The sequence below is a fragment of the Desulfovibrio gilichinskyi genome (assembly GCF_900177375.1).
GTDB classification, from domain to species: Bacteria; Desulfobacterota; Desulfovibrionia; order Desulfovibrionales; family Desulfovibrionaceae; genus Maridesulfovibrio; species Maridesulfovibrio gilichinskyi.
In genome coordinates, this window is the sequence record NZ_FWZU01000002.1 from 754,417 (window position 1) to 774,041 (window position 19,625).

Below are 19,625 nucleotides of genomic sequence, written 5' to 3' on the forward strand. Positions count from 1 at the left end.
AGGATAGTATGGATAATCTCGCTAGAAAGCATGAACAGGTCGCGCCGCAGTTAGAATATGGACAGATTCTGTCTGAAGGGGATCACTTGAAAGTATCAACTTCCTTTGGCGAAGTTGAGGCAAAGTGCGCGGTGAGTTGTCTGGTAAGACCGGAAAAAGGTGATTCGGTATTGCTTTCCTTGGACGGTCTGGGCGGAGCATGGGTCCTGTCTGTGCTTACCCGCGCCGGTGATACTCCTACATCGCTTGAGCTTGAGGGAGATTCTGTCCTTCGGATTAAAGGGGGCAGTCTAAGTGTCGTTTCTGATGAGGAACTTAACTGCATAAGCGGTAAAGCCGCTTTGCACGCCGCAAAGGTGGATATTTCCGCAGACAGTGTTTCACTCACCTCGCGCTTGTTTGTAAGCAACGTGGAGAAAGTTAAACGGGTGGCCGTGACAATTGATGAAATCAGTCAGGAATTTACCCGCAGGGTTAAAAATTATTTCCGGTTTACAAAAGAACATGAGGATTGTCAGGCTGAATCCCGCAGGCAGCTTGTGGACGAAACCATGACCATCCATAGTAAGAATACTATCATTGTTTCAGAAGAGCATGTTAAAATTGACGGCGAACTCATACACATGGGTTAAGGGGTAAATATGTTTGCATTAACTCAAGGCGCAGGGATGGATTTAGGTTTTCCTGACGTCTGTCTGACTCCGGCGGGGCCTGTGCCCGTGCCCATTCCTTATCCAAATATGGCAGAGTCCGCGACGACTGCTCCGGCTGCATATAATGTGCTTGTAGATTGTATGCCGACGTTAAATCAGGTTTCGCTAGGCCTTGTCAGTGAGGGGGATGAACCCGGAGTTGAAATGGGCGTAGTTTCTCATCTTGAATCCGGTCAAACCGAATATCTTGTAGGCTGCATTACTATTATGGCGGACGGGATGCCTGTTCAGCGGTTGACCAGCGTAACGGGGCAGAATTGTCTGGCTGTAATGCCTAATGCTCCGGGTGTGTGCATCTGCCCCAGTCAGTGCACTGTGTTGACTTTGGGATAACCGGGAGGACCACGTGGCTAAAAGTGTTTTTATATCCATTCTTGAAAAGGATGAAGCAAAGGGAAAGGGATTATTTCAGACCGTAACTCGCTACGGACTTGCTGTTAACGGGCATTTCTGGTCGGAAAATCTTGAGAAGATGGAGTGGGCCGGACCTATTCCTGAAATAGGCAAGCCTGAAGTAGGCGTCTGGCTTATCAAGGGCAGTAAATCCAGTTATGAAAATCCGAACATTCGTTTTGGATTGGGGCTCCTTGCGGCGGCTGTTCAGGCTCGTCGCGGACATGGCTTCCCCATTTTGTGCCTTTGTGATGAAGGCGATCTTGATGTCGACTCCCTGCCCACTATGCTAAGGAGTGCTGAGGTTGTGGATGAAGCTCATCTGGGAGCCAAGCTTGCAGCAAAAGCCAATATGCCGATCAAGAAAATTGAGCCTGAATATCGTTTTGATTTGTATCCTTTGCCGAGTCTCGGTCTATGGCTGGAAGTAGGTCCGGCTCCCGGGCATTCGTGGACAGGAGCTTTGCTTGGTGTTTCCGGCGGAGAAATAACCGCTCACGGCGCAGGTCCGGCCGGAATGCTGCCGGATAAATGTGTTCTGAACTACCCCATGCAAGGGCTTAAACTTGAACTTGGCGGGAAGGAATATACAGGCTGGGCAATAAAGAATGAGCTTAGTGAAAATGAATCCTATTTTGTAAAAGTAGCAGGAACGCCTGAGAGTCTGCTCTTCGGTGAGTTTTCCGAAGGTGATGATGCAGAGTTGTTTTCATTGTCTCTAAAATAGTTAGCGCATAAGAAAGCCCCGACTGTCTACTGAAAGACATGCGTCGGGGCTGTTTGTTACCAGTTGAAGCCGAAGGTTATTGGAGTATTTGTTGACAGAATCTCCCGATCAGGGGTGAACGTTATCTCAAGTGAGGTTGCTCCGTCATTTCCATTGTGCGTTGTTATCTGGAGGTCTTGCGGGGCAGGAAAACCTATGGATTGGATAAACAGAGATATAGCTTTGGTAAGATCAGGGACGATATTCTGAATTTCCTCACGCTGATTTACTGATAAACGAATGAGGAATCCAGTTAGCTGAGATAAAAACATTTTGAATTTGAGCGGACCGCCATCAATGGTTACTGCTCCGGCAACAAAGGCATGATCTCTGCCTGCGGTGCCTGCCAGTGCGATAATACCTGCTTGTTTAAAGTCGGAAAGTCGCTCTGTGTTAAGCATGATTTCAAGAGGTGATGGAGATGGTCCGTCTGTAAGCGGAAGTTGTTCAAGACGTATAGAGCCGCGATCACAGAAACGGGTAGGCTGGCCATACTCGGCAACACTGCGTGAGCATAGTGCTCCAATGGTCCAAGGCGCGCTGATCCATAACGGGTTTTCTTCAGTAAAATTTGTTTTGCTGAAACCTGATTCCGGTTTGTACATAGGGCGGGCCATGATGCTGCCTATACAGGCCATAACCCATCCTGCTCCGGACCGTTCCACAAGTGTTTTCCACCGTCCGTATTCTGCGCTCTCCAGAAGGGCGGGGATGTAGCGGACTTTTTTTAATTTATCCCAGCTTTGAATGCCAAAAAAGCTTGGGCTCATGGAAATAACTGCCGGAGCAAGCATCGTTTCAGCAAAATCCATGACTCTTTCCAGCTCAGTCATAGCACGCGGTGAACTTGAAATCTCCTTATCAATTAAGATTATGTCCGGAGGAGTCTCGGCCAGTTTTGATTCAAGTTGATCGAAAACAGGGATGAAATTATTTTTGGAAAATGGAACTAAAGTTAATTTAACACTGGTTTTACAGCCGGATGTAACCTGTCCGGCAAGAAGCTGCGCTCCGCGCCAAGCTGATTCCATGATACGGAAACTCTTGTCGGTAAAAACGGTCTGTTGAATTTTGCTTAAAATGGAGTTGATTTGTTCTTCAATTCCTTGTGGTGAGGGTTGTGAGCCGGTTTGCGCTGATGAAGTATCAACCATGGATAAAATGTCATCTATGGCACTGGATTTTTGCTCATGCTTCAGCGGTGCTGACTTAGCAGGAATTGTGATCAGACCTGCTGCCATCGGGAAAAGGCTGTCCATATTTTCAGGAGATCCACCTTTTTTTAAGTAGTCTTTTGCATCTTCAAGTTCTTTTGCAAAGGTAGATATTTGAGGTAAATTTTTCGGTTTGAAATCAGCCATTTTGTGTATGGATACCGTAATCACGCCGCTTGGGCAGATAGTCTTATCGGCAGGGATATCAAGAGTCGGAGAGAGCTGGGCAACAGCATCATCAAGGGAGAATGAATCGACTTGCAAAACAGGAGGCGTTTCTGCTTCCAGCGCAGGAGAAAATTGCCCGATGGCAAGTATTGAAAAAACTGGTGGTTCTATATGCATAATTTCTCCTTGAAAATATTAAGTCGGTTTAATTCTTATAACATTAACGTATAATCATAATTATTGAAACAGAACTGTGTTTATAACATAGAATATTATTTAAGGCATCGACAACAAATATATAACTGTGTAATGTTGATATTAATCAGTCTATTCCTTATCAATTTAGCTAGATAATGCAGTCGGAGGTTCTTTTAGTGCATAGCAAATATCTGATTCCGCCAATTCTCCTTCTTCTTTTGCTAACCGCCGGTGGCTGCGGCGGAGGTAATAAACCTGTCAATCCTACTGAAGTTACAACTCCTGCTTCAAGTCCGGATCAGATTAAGTGGACTTATCAGGTCAATGCTATCTCTTTTAAACTCGGAGTGGCTAAAGATCTTAACAAGTATGATGATGCTCCGCATACCTTGCTTTTATGCTTTTATCAGCTATCAGATCTCAATAAATTTAACGAAATGACAGGGAATCCTGCCGGAATCAGTAAGCTTTTTAACTGCACCAGTTTCGGTCCCTCAGTAACACAGGTAAGACGGGAATTTGTTCAGCCCGGGACCAATGCCACGATAACCATGGATCGTGCCGAAGGTACAAAATTTGTGGGGGTCGCTGCAGGATACTACAACCTGCAAGGAGACGGGGCAACCAGAACATGGCAAATCCCCATGGATGTTACAAGTACCGGAATGCTGTGGTGGTCTGATACTTGGTATGCTCCGGCAAAGCTGGATGCGATGATAATACTTGGACCAAATGAGATTCAAAAGGTCGGAGAGTAACCTGTGTACGCGAATAAACCTCTTTTTTGGCATCAGGGACTGTTTTTACAGCCCCAGCATTTTCAACTGGCAGACTTGCACCAGCTTCATCGCTTGCGTGCTCTGCGTGAATTCGGGCAACCATATTTCTGGGGGCTGACAAAGCTTGATATCCGTGAAGGTGCACTGGAACGGCGTAATCTGGAAGTGACAGGCGTGGAAGTCCTTTTCGATGACGGTAATTTCGTTTCATTTCCAGGAAATGCAATGCTCGAACCGCGTTCCTTTGACAAAGTCTGGCAGGACGGTGAGAAACCGTTTATGGTCTATCTAGGGTTAAAAAAATGGAGCAATGAGGGAGGTAATGTAACGCTTACTGATGATGATACTACCATCAGCAATACGATGTTTGCAGTATCTCCTGATCCTGAAGAACTGCCTGATTTACTCGGGAACGGTCCTGTAGGGCAGATCAAGCCTATGCGGTACGTTTTGCGCCTTTTCTGGGAGACAGAGCTTGATGATCTTGGAGCTTATACTATAATTCCGCTCGGCAGGTTGATGCTTGATCTTGAACAGGTCCGTCTGGACGAAAGCTTTATCCCTCCGGCTTTGACTTTAGACTCTTCTGAATATCTTACCAATGTTTTCAAAGATATAAGCGATCAGGTCGCCTCACGCAGTCGCAGGCTTGAACAATATAAAAGCCCCGGCGGGCTTGGGTCCGGTGATCTGGACTTTACTTCCACTGTCTTTTTGCTGGCTTTGCGTACGCTCAACCGCTACGCGCCCATGCTTAAACACTTTGTAGAAGCTCCACATATTCATCCATGGAAAGCTTTTGGTTTGCTGCGTCAGATTATAGGGGAGCTTTCATCTTTCTCGCGTGATATTTCGTCTCTCGGTGAAGGGGCGCACGGCGAAAAACTTCTGCCTGATTATGACCATGAAAACATCGGTCCCTGTTTCGAGGCTGCGCGTGATATAATATCCCATATTCTCGACAGCCTCACAGCCGGACCTGAATTCATGAGTCAGTTCACCTTTGAAGATCCATATTTTACAGCAGAATTGCCTGATAGAGCTTTCGGCGCCGGAAATACCTTCTGGCTCTTGGTGCGTACTGATGAACCGGAAAAGGCTATGCCTGAACTGCTAAAAATTGCCAAGCTTTCTGCCACAAAGGGTATGAGTACACTGCTGTCCAGAGCTGTTAACGGCATCGGTATGACTCCGGTAGATAATCCTCCTCCGGGATTGCCGAGAACTAAGGGGGCCCTGTGTTTCCGCATAGATACGGAATCCTCTTTATGGGATGAAGTACAAAGATCCGGCAGTATTTCTTTATACTGGGATTCTGCTCCAAGAGAAATGATGGCCTATATCGCAGCAATGAGAGGGTAGATGATTATGCATCTGTCTGATTGTTTTCTAGAACTGTTTACCTTTGTCCGCTTCCTGACTGATTCGTCATATAAAATTGAAGCAGACTATGAAGTCGTGCGCAAAGATTTTTCTCTACTGCTGGATCGCGTTGAGAGTAAGGGGCGAGAAGGTAAATTCAGTGATGAGCAATTTGATAATGCCCGTTTTGCCGTTTTCGCATGGGCTGACGAAGCTATTCTCTGTTCATCATGGCCAGGAGCAAAAGACTGGCTTAAACATACGCTTCAGCGTGAATATTATGGAACATCCAGTGCAGGAGAAGAGTTTTTTGAGCGGCTTAATTTGTTGCTTGGCGAAAGAAAAACTCCACTTGATGAAAGTCTTTTTGTCGATTGCGATTGCGATAAAGATTCGGAAAAGAGTTCTCCGGTTGAAGAAAATAAAAGCTATAATTTAGAAATTTTGGAAGTTTATGCTCTATGCCTTTCGCTTGGTTATTCCGGTATTTACTTTAGTGATCATGAATCAGATCGGCTGACGAGACTGAGGGAGGACTGTGTAAAACGCATTGTGGACGGGCAAGGCGACTTCCAACTTTCCGCTTTTCCGGACTCATACGGCACAAAGAAAATGTCTAAGCACAATGGTCTTTACGGGCGTGTTTTTGAACCTCTTTCAATCGTATTTTTAATTCTTCCCCTGCTGGTCCTGGCTGGAGTGTATTTTGCCTATCTGGGCTTGCTTGAAAACAGTCTGCAACTTTGGTTGGGCTGATTATTAAGAACTGACAATGCAGATGTGGAACGCATGAAGAAATTAATTCTCTCGATACTGAAAACTATATTCCTTATATTACTGTTCGCTGCGGCTGCGTTCGGTTCCTATGCTCTTGTCAATTACAAGGGGTGGCCGTGGTGGGCCGGAGCCTGTCTGTTCGGCGGTTTTGTAGGGGCAATCGTGGCGGTTCTTTTCATCCGCAAATGGTTTCTGCGCAGACGTGAGAGAAAATTTGTTAAGCGTATTGTAGATCAGGATAATTCCGCCATTGCCGCGGCTCCTTTACATGAGCGGTCACAGCTTCAGGAATTGCAGACCAGATGGATGGCGGCTGTAGATCTTCTTAGAAATTCTGAACTGCGTAAACGCGGTAATCCACTTTACGTTCTGCCGTGGTATATGGTCTTCGGTGAATCTGATTCCGGAAAAACTACAGCGGTGGCCAGCAGCCGGCTTACAACAATTCTTACTGACGTCGGCCCTGTTCCCGGTGTTTCCGCTACAAGAAATTGCGATTGGTGGTTTTTTGAAGAAGCCATAATTCTCGATACCGCAGGTCGTTACGCTATACCCCTTGATGAATCACGTGATAAGGAAGAGTGGGAAAAATTCCTTACACTTTTGGTTAAGTATCGTAAGAAAGAGCCTCTCAACGGATTAATAATAACTCTTCCGGCTGATCAACTGCTTTCCGGTGATGAAGATTCTCTTGGCAAATACGGGCGCAGTCTCAGGCGGCGTATTAATGAGATTATGAGGGTGCTTGGAGCTAAATTTCCGGTTTATGTTTTAGTTACTAAAATCGATCTGATTTTCGGCCTTAAGGGATTAGTTGAAGTCTTGCCGGAAGAAACTCTTTCTCAGGCTATGGGACTGATCAATGAATCCATGGGGACAGACCCTGAAGAATTTGTGGAAAAAGCTGTATCCAGTCTTACAGAGCGGCTTCGCGAACTTAGGCTTTTGCTAATTGACGGTAAAAGTCATTTTGATCCCGCTTTTCTCCTTTTTGCTGCCGAACTTGATAGACTCTCTCTAAGGTTAAAAGCTTTTGCCGCTGGAACATTTGAAGATAATCCTTATCAGGAACAGCCACTGTTCCGGGGAATGTTTTTCTCAAGCGGTGAACAGAGCGGTGAACAATCCTCAGAATTCCTCAGCGGACTTGATTCGTTAAAGGGGATTGAACCGAATCTTCCTGAAACAGCAAAGGGTATTTTCCTGCACGATTTTTTTTCTAAAGTACTGCCGCGAGATCGTAATCTGTTCACTCCTATTATGGAATTTTTGAAATGGAAACTTTTTACCCGTAACCTCGGTATGGCCGGATGGTTGTTGTTATTGTTTTTTGTATGCGGGCTTTTCAGCCTTTCATATATCAGTAACAAGCAGGCTATGGATGATCTTTTTTTTGCATTTCCCACGCAACCGGCATTTTCGAATAATACAGATACGCATATTGTTGAGTTTGATGTTTTCAGGGAAAAGATTGCCAAATTGCATGAACTGAACTCCAATTGGTGGGTCCCCCGCATGGGACTTGAGGTCAGTAGCGAGGCGGAACTTAAGGTTAAGGAAGTTTACTGCAAAGATTTTAAAGAAATAATTCTCGACCCAGCTGATAAAGCTTTGGAAAAGGCTGTCGGCAGACTGAGTATGCATTCATCAGAACTTCTTACCAGTGATTATGTAAAACTTTTAGTTTGGCGCATTGAACTTCTTGAGGATCGTCTTGCCGGCGGCGGGCAAGAATCTTTTTCTGCTTTTGATCTGCCCTCCGGTAGAGCTATGACTGATATTGTCACTGGTTTTAATACTGATTTGATGAAATTTTATGGGCAGACTTACAGATCATATCTGGACTGGACTGATAAAACGGAACCTCTTGAGGAACAGAAGTTGATGCTGCAAGCTCAATTGGGACGAGTTTTCAGTTTTAAGGGAGCTGATTTCAGATGGTTGGTAGACTGGGTAAACGATAACCCGAATATGCAATCTGTTACTCTGCGCGATTTTTGGGGCGGCCCTAATCTGCAATTTGAAAATGAAGTAATCGTAGAACCTGCCTATACTCAAAACGGGCGCAAAGAACTGCAAGATTTTCTTATGGAACTACGGCAAGCCATGCCGAAGGTCGGCGACTTTGATAAACGGGAAAAAGCGTTCTGGGCTTGGTACGCCGAGCAGTATTATAAAACATGGTATGACTTTGCGGAACATTTCGGTGAAGGAGAGAGACAGCTCCTGACCAAGGATGATTATCGCACGATGTCAGCTAAAATGGCTCTTCCTGATAATCCGTATTTCAGCTTGTTAACACGCATGAAGGACGAGTTTAAACCGGTCAAAGATATTATTCCTACTCCTAAATGGGTGAATCTGGTTTTTTCTTTCAATATTGTTTTGTCACAGTATGAAGCTGGAAAAAATGCAGGTGTAGAAGCTTCATCGCAGAAGGCTCAGGATTCTTTAAGTAAGCTCATGACTGATTTGGGTGGAAGGATGGCAACGCGCATAGAAGAGCGGCTTGAGATGGCTAAAAAACTTGATGCCTATATGGGTGTATTAAAGGATGTTTCCGCTTTCGCCGGTACTCAGGAAACTGCTTTTAAAAGTGCCGCAGCTCTTTATCCCGGCACTGGCGGAACAGCGGCTTCTCCGGCAAGCGGAGCAGGTGCTGTTCAAAAGAATCCAGTTGATGTGGCAACTCAGGCTATGGCGGATCTTAAGTCTCGCCTGAGTGATATAGGACCGGGGTCTGAAGAATTCTGGCAACTTGTGAGAGGACCGCTTGATTTTATTATTTACGTGGTCACTATGGAAGCTTCCTGCGAATTGCAGCAATTATGGGAAGGTAATGTTTTAGCTGAAACAGCACATATTCCTGATGACAAATTGGGAGAGAATCTTTTTGGAAAAACGGGAATAGTAAATAAATTTACCGATGGTTCCGCAAAACCTTTCTTGACCCGCGGAGTTCATGGTTGGCAGGGTCGAAGCTGGCTTGGAATAACATTCCCGTTCAGGGATGAGTTCTTCACTTTCCTTAATTCCGGAGCATGGTCCAGTCAGGCCGTTCAACCGCAATACAAAGTGGATCTTTCCACTCTGCCGACAACAGTTAATGCCAACGCAACTCAGGAACCGTTTGCTACTATATTGACTGTGGAATGCGGCTCTGGTCAGCAGGTTTTGTCTAATTACAATTACGCCTCGGAAATGTCGTTTGTGTGGAAGCCTGACAGCTGCGGAACAACGACTTTGACTATTCAGTTCCGGGGTATCAATCTTACCCGTACTTATGAAGGTAAGCTTGGTTTTGCTAAATTCCTTAAGGAATTCCGTAGCGGCGTTAAGGTGTTTACTTCCGAAGATTTTCCGGATCAGGAAAAGGGACTTACCGGACTCGGCATAAAAGATATTACCGTAGGCTATACTTTCAGCGGAGCTGCTCCTGTTATTGAATTACTGAAGATTAAGCCTCTGAATGTCCCGGATATCATTACTGAGTGCTGGGAATGATAGACAGCAATTATATGGAGTTACGACGTGCTTAAAATATTCTACCGGAAATTTTACATCCTGCTTTTCCTGATTTGGCTGTTAGCCATTGCGGGGATATTTATTTTTTCCGTGTGGGGTGATTTTGGTACATTTGTGAATGATTTCGGCAAAATAATACGGACCGAAAAAGCTGAGATCCGTGCCGAGTTTATGGTTAAGAATGGGACCGACACAGCAGGAAATCAGACTGGAATGGTGCGCAGCACTAATGGGTCCGGTGATCATGGAATTGGAAATTATGTTCGCCGTAATGTTGTTCATGACGTCCGTGTTGTAGAAAAAGACGTTCGTGTTGTAGAAAAAGATGTGGAAGCATTTTTAGGTGATAAAAAAACTGCACCTGCTCCTTTAGCTCCTAAGAAAGTTATTAAGCCACCTGTTAAGAAAGAGATTCCGCTTAAACCGTCCGGCGAAGTGAATGTTGTTAATAAAATAACATTTATTCCTCGCGATGACAGTTTTCTTGCTAGGTTGGAAACAGCTGAAAAAGCAGGCAGGATAACCCATTTCTGGATGGCAAAGCCGACACGTTTGGTTGTGGACCTGCGCGGTGAATGGAAAAAAGATATCCGAAATGTTTATCGCTTTAAGGGTAATTTTATTAATAAAATTATTGTAGGTATACATCCTGATCGCTTGCGGCTTGTATTTTTATTTACCGAAATAGATATAGCAAAGGGAGACAGCCCCGCTATAGCCATCACTCCGGAAGGACTCGATATTATAGTTGATAATCCGGCAAAATAAAAAATAGCTTTTCTATGTATAGTGAAATCGGTTAATTGCGTTGCAGTTAGCCGATTTTTTATTATGGTTATATCAGGCTAAGAGACCGCGCCGACTTACTTTCCAAATAATTGGAGATGGAGAGCGAAACAATTATGTGCTATAGAAAAGTTGCGCAGTTAATTGAACATAGCTGATTCATAGGAGAAATAATGGCTGAATTTCTGGTTGCCGGACTCGGCGAAATACTTTGGGATGTTCTTGAGGATTCTGAAGAAATCGGCGGAGCTCCCATTAATTTTGCATACCATGCAGGCGCGCTCGGTGCAGATTCAATTGCAGTTTCAACTATCGGCAGTGATGAACGCGGCAGACGCTCTCTGGAAGAGTTGCATATGCGTGGATTAAATCTTGAAGCGGTAAGTCTTGATCCTGACCATGCCACAGGTTTTGTCGAAGCCAAAGTCGATGAGCATGGTGTCGCTCATTATATGTTTCCTGATAATATCGCTTGGGATCACCTAGCTCTTAATGATAAAGCCCTGAGTCTCGGGCCAAGGGTTCACGCTGTCTGCTACGGGACACTTGCTCAGCGTAGTGAAAAGTCTCGTAATTCCATTCACGCTTTTCTGGACGCAGCCCCCCAAGCAATGAAAGTTTATGACATGAACCTGCGTCAGCACTTTTACAGCAAAGAGATTATCAGTAAGTCGCTTGAAAAAGCTGATGTTTTAAAACTCAATGATGATGAAATTCAGATAGTGGCACCAATGTTTGATTTAAAGGGAACTGAGAATCAAATGCTAAATAGTTTGCATAAAAAGTTTAATCTTAAATGCTCCATACTCACCAGAGGGAGTAAAGGCAGTCTCATCATCGGATATGGGCAGGAAATAGAAGATTCCGGCATTGCCGTTGAAAAAATTGAAAATACCATTGGAGCAGGGGATTCATTTACAGCCTCTACGGTTCTAGGTCTACTGCTTGATCATTCACTTGAAGATATCAGTAAACATGCCAACAAACTGGCGGCGTATGTCTGCTCTTGCAAGGGAGCCATGCCTCCTATTCCCGAAGAATTTAAGCTGATTAAATAATTTCTTATATATGGAGAAGTCATGAAAAGAAGCGAAGTAAATGCACTTATTTCTAAAGCCAAAGATTTTTATCAGCATCACCATTTTAGTTTGCCTAAATGGGGTTTCTGGGGGCCGGAAAATTGGAAGGGAAAAGGTGACAGCGAAGTCGTCCGCAATCTGCTCGGATGGGATTTGACAGATTACGGTAAAGGCGATTTTGATTCCCTCGGCCTTATTTTGTTCACCATACGAAACGGCAATCTGGCTACCGGAGATGCTAAGCCGTATGCTGAAAAAATTATGATTCTTCGCGAAGGACAAGTTTGTCCTATGCATTTTCACTGGTCCAAGCGTGAAGATATTATCAACCGCGCCGGTGGTAATCTCGTAATCAAGCTTTACGGTTCAGATGAGAATGAAGCTCTCTCTGACACGCCTCTTGATGTAAGTGTTGACGGATTTGTGCGTACCATTGAAGCCGGTTCGGAAGTCATACTCACCCCGGGGGAAAGTATTTGTCTTGAGCCGGGAATGTACCACGCTTTTTACTGCGAAACGGGAACAGGGGATGTTATGGTCGGCGAAGTCAGTGCCGTGAATGATGACAATCTGGATAATCGTTTTCACGAACCTTTGCCGCGTTTTCCTCAAATTGAAGAAGATGAAGAGCCCGTCCACCTGCTTGTCACTGATTACGAAAAATACGTTTAAAACCGTAACATCTTTTTACCTGTAAAAGTAAAGTCTTACATTTTTATCTGATGTAAGACTTTACTTTTTTGTCACACTATATTGACAAAAAATATTATTTTAACAATACTGTCGGAAACGTTTGCGGTTTCGTTTGCAGGATATTTGAACTTCTAAATATCGAGGCAGTATTTAAGATATGAATGATGCTTTTCAGGATTATCCACATAGACGATTCAATCCGCTCACCGGAGAGTGGGTTCTTGTTTCCCCGCACAGGACAAAACGTCCTTGGCAGGGGCGGCAGGAGAATGCAAATGTCAGCTCTTTGCCTGCTTATGATCAAAATTGCTACTTATGCCCCGGCAATACCCGTAATCAAGGCGTAGTTAATCCTGATTACAAAGATATTTTTGTTTTCGACAACGATTTCCCCTCACTTTTAGAAGAATCAATAACTTCGTCTTGTGACTCTGATGATCTTTTTCGGGTTGAACCTGAGACTGGGGTATGCCGCGTAATTTGTTTTTCACCGCGCCATGATCTCACTTTGTCGCGGATGGATCCTGTGGATGTGCGCAAGGTTGTTGATGTTTGGTGTGATCAGTTCACAGAACTATCGACCCGTGAAGATATCGGATACGTCCAGATTTTTGAAAATCGCGGTGATATTATGGGTTGTTCCAACCCTCATCCTCACGGTCAGATTTGGGCCACACGTTCCGTTCCGATGATTCCTGCCAAAGAAGATAATAGTCAGAAAGAATATTTACGTGAAAAAGAACAGTGCATGCTTTGCCACTATGTTGAACGTGAACTTGAATCCGGCGAAAGGATTGTTTTTGAAAACGATTCCTTTGTGGCTCTAGTTCCGTTTTGGGCGGTCTGGCCGTTTGAAACTATGCTGCTGCCGAAGCACCATATGGGAGCGATTACAGATATGTCAGACTCTCAGAAAGATGATCTGGCTAAAGCTCTGGTGCAGATGGGCATCCGGTTCGATAATCTTTTTGAAACATCATTTCCATATTCTATGGGACTTCACCAGCGTCCTGTTCATGAAAATGGCGCAGATCATTGGCACTGGCATATTCATTATTACCCGCCGCTTTTAAGGTCTGCCACCGTGCGCAAATTTATGGTCGGTTATGAAATGATGGCTATGCCGCAGCGGGATATGACTGCGGAACAAAGTGCTAAACGTTTGCGTGATCTGCCGGATGTTCATTTTATGAATCCGGTAGCGGACTTAAGTGGTCCGGAAACTAATTTAAAGAGTAAGGACAAATAAGATGTTTACGCGTGAAGCTTATCAAATTTATCTGGATTCTGGAGGATTTGATCAAGATTTCTGCGCCATGCATTCCAGTTCCAGACTTGATGAATCCCGCCGCCGTTTAACTAAGCTTTTAAATTGGATGGAAGAATCTTTTCCCTCTGAGTTGTTAGGAATTGCCAGTGCTCCGGGAAGAACAGAGCTTGGCGGCAATCACACAGATCATAACCATGGAAGAGTTCTTGCCGCAGCGATTAATCTGGATTGTCTGGCTGCATTTTCTAAAGCTCACGGAGCAAATTCGCAAGTCGTCACAATCCTATCTGAAAATTTTGAAAAACCTATTATCGTTGATTTATCCGATACATCCCCTAGACCGGAAGAAGAGGGCACCAGCGAAGCCATCGTTCGCGGAGTTGCTGACGGTTTCAGGCGGGCAGGATTTAAGGCTTCCGGGTTTAACGGGTGCGTTACCAGCACTATACCTGCCGGATCAGGACTGAGTTCTTCTGCTGCATTCGAGGTTTTAATCGGAAGGATTTTTAATTATCTTTTTAACGACAAAAAAGTCAGCGCGCTCGATATTGCGAGGATAGCCAGACGCTCGGAAAATTTACATTTCGCCAAGCCCTGCGGTTTTATGGACCAGACCGCTTCTTCTTTTGAAGGCATTTTGAAAATAGATTTCAATGACCCTGAAAATCCTGTTGTTGAACAGATTACTCCAGGATTTTCTTGCGGTGAAACGCCAAGCACAGGTTTTTATGGGACAGGATATCGTCTCTGCGTTGTTAATACCGGAGGAAGTCATGCTGATCTGACCTCTGAATATGCATCCATACCTTATGAAATGCTGCAGGCGGCGAAATGTTTCGGGCGAAGCGAAGCTCGTGGCATCAGTATGTCCGAAGTTCTTGAAAGCATGGGAATGCTGCGGGAAAAAGCCGGTGACAGAGCTGCTCTAAGGCTGATGCATTTTATAGGTGAAGATGAGCGTGCAGTGCAGCAGGCTGAAGCTTTAAGCGGTGGAGATATGGTGGAATTCCTCCGGCTTGTTGCTGATTCAGGAAAATCATCGTGCCGTCTTTTGCAAAACTGCTACAACACCCACAATCCTGCCGAGCAACCGATTCCGACAGCCTTGATTCTGACCGAGTACCTTCTTGGTTCAAAGGGAGTCGGTAGAGTTCACGGCGGCGGATTTGCCGGAACCATCCAAGTTTATGCCCAAGATTCCTGTTTTGATGAGTATAAGACTGCAATGGAGAAGGTTTTCGGGGCTGGTTCGGTAATTGAACTTGTTGTCCGTCAGCCCGGACTGGACTTTTTAAATATTTCGAAAAATGGGCGGGAAGTGAGATAAAATGGGACATTTAACCCTCAAAGATCTCGCACGCAAGTTAGGACTTTCTGCTTCCACTGTGTCCAGAGCATTGCATGATCATCCAGATATCAGTGATGCCACGAAGCGTTTAGTGCTCGATTCAGCAAAGGAGCACCGCTATCATCCAAATCCCATTGCACAAAGTCTGCAAAGAAAGCGCAGCAACACAATCGGGGTCATTGTCCCTGAGATTCGGCATAATTTTTTTGCCACAGTAGTCAGCGGTATTGAGGAAGTTATGTACGAGGCCGGCTACATTATCATGGTCTGTCAGTCTAATGAATCAATCACCCGTGAAAAAGTTAATGCAAAAGCTTTAGCCGCCAATCGCGTAGCTGGACTCCTGCTCGCCATATCTCTTGAAACCGTCAACAGCGATCACCTGCAAGAAGTTATCCGGCTGGGTATTCCTCTTGTTCAGTTTGATCGCGTTGTTGAGGACCTTGATACCAGCAAAGTTGTCATTGATGACTTTAATGCCGCTTATAAAGCTACAACACACCTTATTGAAACAGGGTATAAACGCATCGGCTTTTTGAATGCTAGAGATGGGATATCCTTGAACAGTCTACGCTTTGACGGTTATTTACAGGCCCTTAAAGATAACGGAATGCAATATTATCCTGAACTTTTGGTAAAAACAGGCGGATGCCGTGAAGAAGACGGTCGCAATGGTGCCGAGCAGTATCTTAAAATGGTTAATCCGCCAGACGCAATACTTGCTATCAACGACCCCGTTGCTGTCGGAGCTTTCTGTCGTTTTCGTGAAGCGAAAATGCGTATTCCGCAAGATATAGCCCTCGTAGGTTTTTCAGGTTCTCCGGAATCTGCGCTGATTGAACCTGCTTTAACGACTATTTCTCAGCCTGCGTTTGAAATGGGAAAAATTGCAGCTAAGTTGCTCTTAAAACAGCTTGAAAGCAAAGAAGATGATTTTACACCTGAAACAATCACTCTGGATACACAGTTGCTGATACGCGGTTCCAGCAAACCGGAGGCTAATTAAATGAGTCATACGAAAAAAAGCTGGTCCGTAACACCTCAAGGGGAACAGGTTTATCTTCATACTATAAGCAATGACTCAGGTTTTCAGGCCGGCATTGCAACGTATGGAGCGACTCTGGTTGAGCTTAAGGTTCCCGTTTCTAACGGGCAGACAGTGGACGCTGTTCTGGGTTTTGATGATCTGACAGGTTATTTGAACGATCCTCATTATATAGGGGCTACAGTAGGACGGGTTGCCGGTAGAATCTCACACGGATCTTTTGAGCTGGATGGCGAAAAATATTTTCTGGATAAAAATGAAGGTGATAATCAGCTGCACGGCGGTAAATTTGGATTTAACAGCCGTATCTGGACTGAATGTCAGGCAGAAAATCCGGAACCTCATACAATCAGTCTTTGCTATGAAAGCCCTGACGGAGAGGGTGGTTACCCGGGAAATCTACAGGTAACTGTAACTTATTCTTTGATTGAGAATGGACTTCGCATTGCTTACAGAGCCGTGACTGGTAAGCCTACCCCCATAAATATGACGGCCCATCCTTACTTTAATCTTAACGGTGACGGCAAAGATACAGGTGAGCACGAGGTCAAGATTTTTTCTGATAAAACTTTGTTTTTTGATGATGAGATTCTTCCGAATGGCGAGACTCTTGATGTGTCAGGAACCGAAGCTGATTATACTGATTTTTGTCCGATAAACGGTCCGGCAACAGATTCTCAAATTGAAACAGCTCCTTTGAAACATGACCGTTTTTATATTTTGAATTTGAGTGAAATGGAAATGCCGGTAGCGGCTGTGGTCAGAAGCGATGCTTCGGGGATGGAGCTTGAAATAGCAACAACACAGTCCGGCTTACAGTTTTATTCTGCCGATTATATTGGAGCGGGAACTAAGGGGAAACTTGGATGCGAGTATGGTCCTCGCTCAGGGTTTTGTCTTGAGCCGGAAGGATATCCTGACGCTGTTAACAGACCGGAGTTTCCGTCGGTTATTTTACGTCCCGGAGAAGTCTATAACCATGTGACAGAGTATAGATTTCGTGAATTTAATAAGCGTGACTAAAACAGATTGAGGCGAGAAAGAAATATGGCAAATGTAGAAATTAAGGGCGTCATCAAGCGGTATGGTTCTGTGGAAGTCATCCACGGTGTGGATCTTTCGGTAAAAGAAAATGAGTTTATTGTTCTTGTCGGACCGTCGGGGTGCGGTAAATCGACATTGCTGCGCATGGTTGCAGGTCTTGAGACTCTCAGCGGCGGGGAAATCAGTATCGGTGAACGAGTTGTCAACAATGTTTCACCAAAGGACCGCAATGTTGCCATGGTGTTTCAGAACTATGCTCTTTATCCGCACATGACCGTTCGCGAAAATATGGGCTTTTCGCTTAAAATGCACAAAAAGAGCAAGGAAGAGATAAATTCGCGAGTTATGGACGCTGCCAGAATTCTGGAACTTGAACCTTATCTTGAACGCAAACCTTCCGAACTTTCCGGCGGACAACGCCAGCGTGTTGCCATGGGCAGAGCCATGGTGCGCAAGCCTGATGTCTTCCTCTTTGATGAACCTCTCTCAAACCTTGATGCCCAGCTCAGAACGCAAATGCGCATGGAACTGCGCAAAATGCATTTGCGCCTCCAGACTACCACCATTTACGTTACCCATGATCAGATTGAAGCCATGACTCTGGCTGATAGAATTGTAGTTTTAAAAGATGGGCATATTCAGCAGGTGGGAACTCCGGTCGAAGTCTTTGAAAGGCCGAGTAATGTTTTTGTCGCCAAATTTATAGGTAATCCGCCTATGAATATTCTTGAAGGTGTGTGCAGGGTTATTGACGGTAAAAGGTTTTTTGTCCTTGGTAAAACCAGATTTCCTATTCAGGACGGAACTGCCGAGGGGCTTAAAGATGGATCTCCGGTTCTGGCTGGACTACGCCCGGATTCTATTAAAATGGGGCAGAATATTGAGCGGCTTCCTAAAGATTGGTGGTGTCATGGGGAAGTTGTCGTTTCGGAAATTCTTGGAGCTCATTCTTTACTGGAAATTATTATCGACGGTGAAAATGAACTCATAGCGGAAGTTGAAGGGCGCGTGGTGGCTCATCCCGGTGAAATTGTTCCTATCGGTTTTGAGTTTGACCGCATGGTTCTTTTTGATCCTGAAACGAAAATTGCGCTTTACTAGAGAAATCTCCAAAAGCGACAAATTATATGCGATTCAAGTAGTATGTTGATTATTTTAACACGTTAGGAGGAATCATGAAAAAGTCCTTGGCGAAGTTGTGTCTGGCATTTGCCGCGGTGTTGCTGTTCACAGTTCCACAGGTCTCTCAGGCCAAAGAACTTAGCGGCAACCTTGAAATTTTTTCCTGGTGGGCCGGTGATGAAGGTCCTGCTTTGCAGGCTCTGATCAAAAAGTACAAAGAGCAGAATCCAAATGTTAATGTAATTGATGCAACCGTTACCGGCGGTTCCGGCGTAAATGCTAAAGCCGTTTTGAAGACTCGTATGCTCGGCAATGAACCTCCGGATAGTTTTCAGGTTCATTCCGGACAGGAACTCATCGGAACATGGGTTAAAGCTGACCGCATGGAAGACCTTACTTTTCTGTTTAAAGAACAGGGCTGGATGGATGCATTCCCTAAAGGTCTGATTAAACTTATCGGTACTGATAAGGGTATCTGGTCCGTACCTGTGACCATTCACCGTTCAAATGTACTTTGGTATGTTCCTGCTAATCTTAAAAAATGGGGAGTTGCAGCCCCAAAAACTTGGGCTGAGTTCTTAACCATAGCTCCTAAGCTTGAAAAAGAAGGTGTTGTTCCGTTAGCCCTCGCTGAAAACTGGACTGTTAACCATCTGTGGGAATCAGTTGCTCTTGCTTCTTTAGGTGCAGAGAAATGGGATGCTCTCTGGGCAGGAAAGCTTAGATTTGACAGCCCTGATGTTGTTAAGGCTTGGGAACTTTTCGGTAAAATTCTTAAGTACACCAATCATGATGCATCTTCACTTTCATGGCAGCAGGCAACGGATATGGTCATTACCGGTCGCGCTGCTTTCAATATCATGGGTGACTGGGCAGCCGGATATATGTCTACTACTAAAAAAATGGTTCCCGGAAAAGATTTCGGTTGGGAACCTTCTCCTGATACTGCCGGAGAATTCATGTTCCTTTCTGATTCCTTCGGACTGCCGAAAGGGGCACCTGATCGCGATAACGCCATTGCATGGCTCAAGATCATCGGTTCAAAAGAAGGCAGTGACGCATTTAACCCTCTCAAAGGTTCAATTTCACCGCGTATGGACTCTGATCTGAGCAAATACAATTCTTATTTGCAATCTGCCGCAGCAGACTTCAAAAAAGATGTAGTTGTCGGTTCATTGGCTCATGGTGTTGCCGCTAATGAAACATTCATGGGTGGTTTCTCACGTATTATGGAAATGTTCCTCAAGACTCACAATGCTCAGGCTGTATCAAAAGCCTGCCAGCAGCTTGCTGACAAAGCTAAGATCGGAAAATAGTTTGTTGTTTGAAAAAGAGTGAACAGC

Annotated in this window: 17 protein-coding genes; 16 read left to right on the top strand and 1 reads right to left on the bottom strand. The window is 44.8% G+C overall.

Features of this window, described 5'->3' with window-relative positions; translation table 11 throughout:
• Window positions 1-8 precede the first annotated feature (8 nt).
• The 3 genes from B9N78_RS08360 to B9N78_RS08370 are packed head-to-tail and all read left to right on the top strand — an operon-like array spanning window position 9 to window position 1,833.
• On the top strand, window positions 9-632 hold the full coding sequence (locus B9N78_RS08360; RefSeq protein ID WP_085101127.1) for a DUF3540 domain-containing protein: 624 nt from the start codon (window positions 9-11) through the stop codon (window positions 630-632).
• A 9-nt stretch (window positions 633-641) separates the two neighbouring features.
• On the top strand, window positions 642-1,046 hold the full coding sequence (locus B9N78_RS08365; protein WP_085101130.1) for a DUF4150 domain-containing protein: 405 nt from the start codon (window positions 642-644) through the stop codon (window positions 1,044-1,046).
• Window positions 1,047-1,059: 13 nt separating this feature from the next.
• On the top strand, window positions 1,060-1,833 hold the full coding sequence (locus tag B9N78_RS08370) for a hypothetical protein (protein ID WP_085101133.1): 774 nt from the start codon (window positions 1,060-1,062) through the stop codon (window positions 1,831-1,833).
• A gap of 56 nt (window positions 1,834-1,889) precedes the next feature.
• On the opposite strand, the gene B9N78_RS08375 is transcribed toward B9N78_RS08370, so the two are convergent.
• Window positions 1,890-3,431 carry a type VI secretion system contractile sheath domain-containing protein gene (locus B9N78_RS08375; RefSeq protein WP_085101136.1) on the bottom strand — a complete coding sequence of 514 codons (1,542 nt, stop codon included), beginning with the start codon at window positions 3,429-3,431 and terminating at the stop codon, window positions 1,890-1,892.
• Between the two features lie 197 nt (window positions 3,432-3,628).
• Here B9N78_RS08375 and B9N78_RS08380 point away from each other — a divergent pair, with 197 nt between their 5' ends.
• The 13 genes from B9N78_RS08380 (at window position 3,629) to B9N78_RS08440 (ending at window position 19,598) form a co-directional block, all read left to right on the top strand.
• Window positions 3,629-4,210: a type VI secretion lipoprotein TssJ gene (locus B9N78_RS08380; protein WP_137982508.1), complete on the top strand. Its 582-nt coding sequence runs from the start codon at window positions 3,629-3,631 to the stop codon at window positions 4,208-4,210.
• 3 nt (window positions 4,211-4,213) lie between these two features.
• Window positions 4,214-5,593, top strand: a complete 1,380-nt coding sequence (gene tssK, locus B9N78_RS08385; RefSeq protein WP_085101142.1) for a type VI secretion system baseplate subunit TssK — start codon at window positions 4,214-4,216, stop codon at window positions 5,591-5,593.
• A complete protein-coding gene (locus B9N78_RS08390; protein ID WP_245805498.1) occupies window positions 5,594-6,349 on the top strand; it encodes a DotU family type IV/VI secretion system protein in 756 nt (251 codons plus the stop codon). It begins immediately after the preceding gene.
• Between the two features lie 33 nt (window positions 6,350-6,382).
• Entirely contained in the window at window positions 6,383-9,874 is a 3,492-nt protein-coding gene (locus B9N78_RS08395) for a type VI secretion protein IcmF/TssM N-terminal domain-containing protein (protein ID WP_085101145.1), read from the top strand.
• 27 nt (window positions 9,875-9,901) lie between these two features.
• Complete coding sequence (locus B9N78_RS08400) at window positions 9,902-10,663, top strand: hypothetical protein (RefSeq protein WP_085101148.1); 762 nt, start codon at window positions 9,902-9,904, stop codon at window positions 10,661-10,663.
• Window positions 10,664-10,854: 191 nt separating this feature from the next.
• Window positions 10,855-11,739, top strand: coding sequence for a PfkB family carbohydrate kinase (locus B9N78_RS08405; protein ID WP_085101150.1), 885 nt, complete (start codon window positions 10,855-10,857; stop codon window positions 11,737-11,739).
• Window positions 11,740-11,760: 21 nt separating this feature from the next.
• Complete coding sequence (locus B9N78_RS08410) at window positions 11,761-12,432, top strand: D-lyxose/D-mannose family sugar isomerase (protein ID WP_085101153.1); 672 nt, start codon at window positions 11,761-11,763, stop codon at window positions 12,430-12,432.
• A 178-nt stretch (window positions 12,433-12,610) separates the two neighbouring features.
• Window positions 12,611-13,702 (top strand): UDP-glucose--hexose-1-phosphate uridylyltransferase, encoded by a 1,092-nt coding sequence (locus tag B9N78_RS08415; protein WP_085101156.1) that lies wholly within the window; start codon window positions 12,611-12,613, stop codon window positions 13,700-13,702.
• Between the two features lies 1 nt (window position 13,703).
• Window positions 13,704-15,050 carry a galactokinase gene (locus B9N78_RS08420; protein WP_085101159.1) on the top strand — a complete coding sequence of 449 codons (1,347 nt, stop codon included), beginning with the start codon at window positions 13,704-13,706 and terminating at the stop codon, window positions 15,048-15,050.
• 1 nt (window position 15,051) lies between these two features.
• Window positions 15,052-16,077, top strand: a complete 1,026-nt coding sequence (locus B9N78_RS08425; RefSeq protein ID WP_085101162.1) for a LacI family DNA-binding transcriptional regulator — start codon at window positions 15,052-15,054, stop codon at window positions 16,075-16,077.
• The gene (locus B9N78_RS08430) at window positions 16,078-17,139 is read left to right on the top strand and encodes an aldose epimerase family protein (RefSeq protein ID WP_085101165.1); all 1,062 of its coding nucleotides are present in this window, start codon (window positions 16,078-16,080) and stop codon (window positions 17,137-17,139) included.
• Window positions 17,140-17,163: 24 nt separating this feature from the next.
• The gene (locus B9N78_RS08435) at window positions 17,164-18,261 is read left to right on the top strand and encodes an ABC transporter ATP-binding protein (RefSeq protein ID WP_085101167.1); all 1,098 of its coding nucleotides are present in this window, start codon (window positions 17,164-17,166) and stop codon (window positions 18,259-18,261) included.
• A gap of 74 nt (window positions 18,262-18,335) precedes the next feature.
• Window positions 18,336-19,598: an ABC transporter substrate-binding protein gene (locus tag B9N78_RS08440; RefSeq protein WP_085101170.1), complete on the top strand. Its 1,263-nt coding sequence runs from the start codon at window positions 18,336-18,338 to the stop codon at window positions 19,596-19,598.
• The last annotated feature ends 27 nt before the right edge of the window (window positions 19,599-19,625 follow it).

Bases quoted from the DNA above. Each gene is read 5' to 3' on its own strand.
- B9N78_RS08435 (WP_085101167.1), top strand. From the start codon at position 17,164: ATGGCAAATGTAGAAATTAAGGGCGTCATCAAGCGGTATGGTTCTGTG.
- B9N78_RS08405 (WP_085101150.1), top strand. From the start codon at position 10,855: ATGGCTGAATTTCTGGTTGCCGGACTCGGCGAAATACTTTGGGATGTT.
- B9N78_RS08395 (WP_085101145.1), top strand. From the start codon at position 6,383: ATGAAGAAATTAATTCTCTCGATACTGAAAACTATATTCCTTATATTA.
- B9N78_RS08390 (WP_245805498.1), top strand. From the start codon at position 5,594: ATGATTATGCATCTGTCTGATTGTTTTCTAGAACTGTTTACCTTTGTC.
- B9N78_RS08415 (WP_085101156.1), top strand. From the start codon at position 12,611: ATGAATGATGCTTTTCAGGATTATCCACATAGACGATTCAATCCGCTC.
- B9N78_RS08360 (WP_085101127.1), top strand. From the start codon at position 9: ATGGATAATCTCGCTAGAAAGCATGAACAGGTCGCGCCGCAGTTAGAA.
- B9N78_RS08410 (WP_085101153.1), top strand. From the start codon at position 11,761: ATGAAAAGAAGCGAAGTAAATGCACTTATTTCTAAAGCCAAAGATTTT.
- B9N78_RS08375 (WP_085101136.1), bottom strand. From the start codon at position 3,431: ATGCATATAGAACCACCAGTTTTTTCAATACTTGCCATCGGGCAATTT.
- B9N78_RS08440 (WP_085101170.1), top strand. From the start codon at position 18,336: ATGAAAAAGTCCTTGGCGAAGTTGTGTCTGGCATTTGCCGCGGTGTTG.
- B9N78_RS08430 (WP_085101165.1), top strand. From the start codon at position 16,078: ATGAGTCATACGAAAAAAAGCTGGTCCGTAACACCTCAAGGGGAACAG.
- B9N78_RS08425 (WP_085101162.1), top strand. From the start codon at position 15,052: ATGGGACATTTAACCCTCAAAGATCTCGCACGCAAGTTAGGACTTTCT.
- B9N78_RS08365 (WP_085101130.1), top strand. From the start codon at position 642: ATGTTTGCATTAACTCAAGGCGCAGGGATGGATTTAGGTTTTCCTGAC.
- B9N78_RS08420 (WP_085101159.1), top strand. From the start codon at position 13,704: ATGTTTACGCGTGAAGCTTATCAAATTTATCTGGATTCTGGAGGATTT.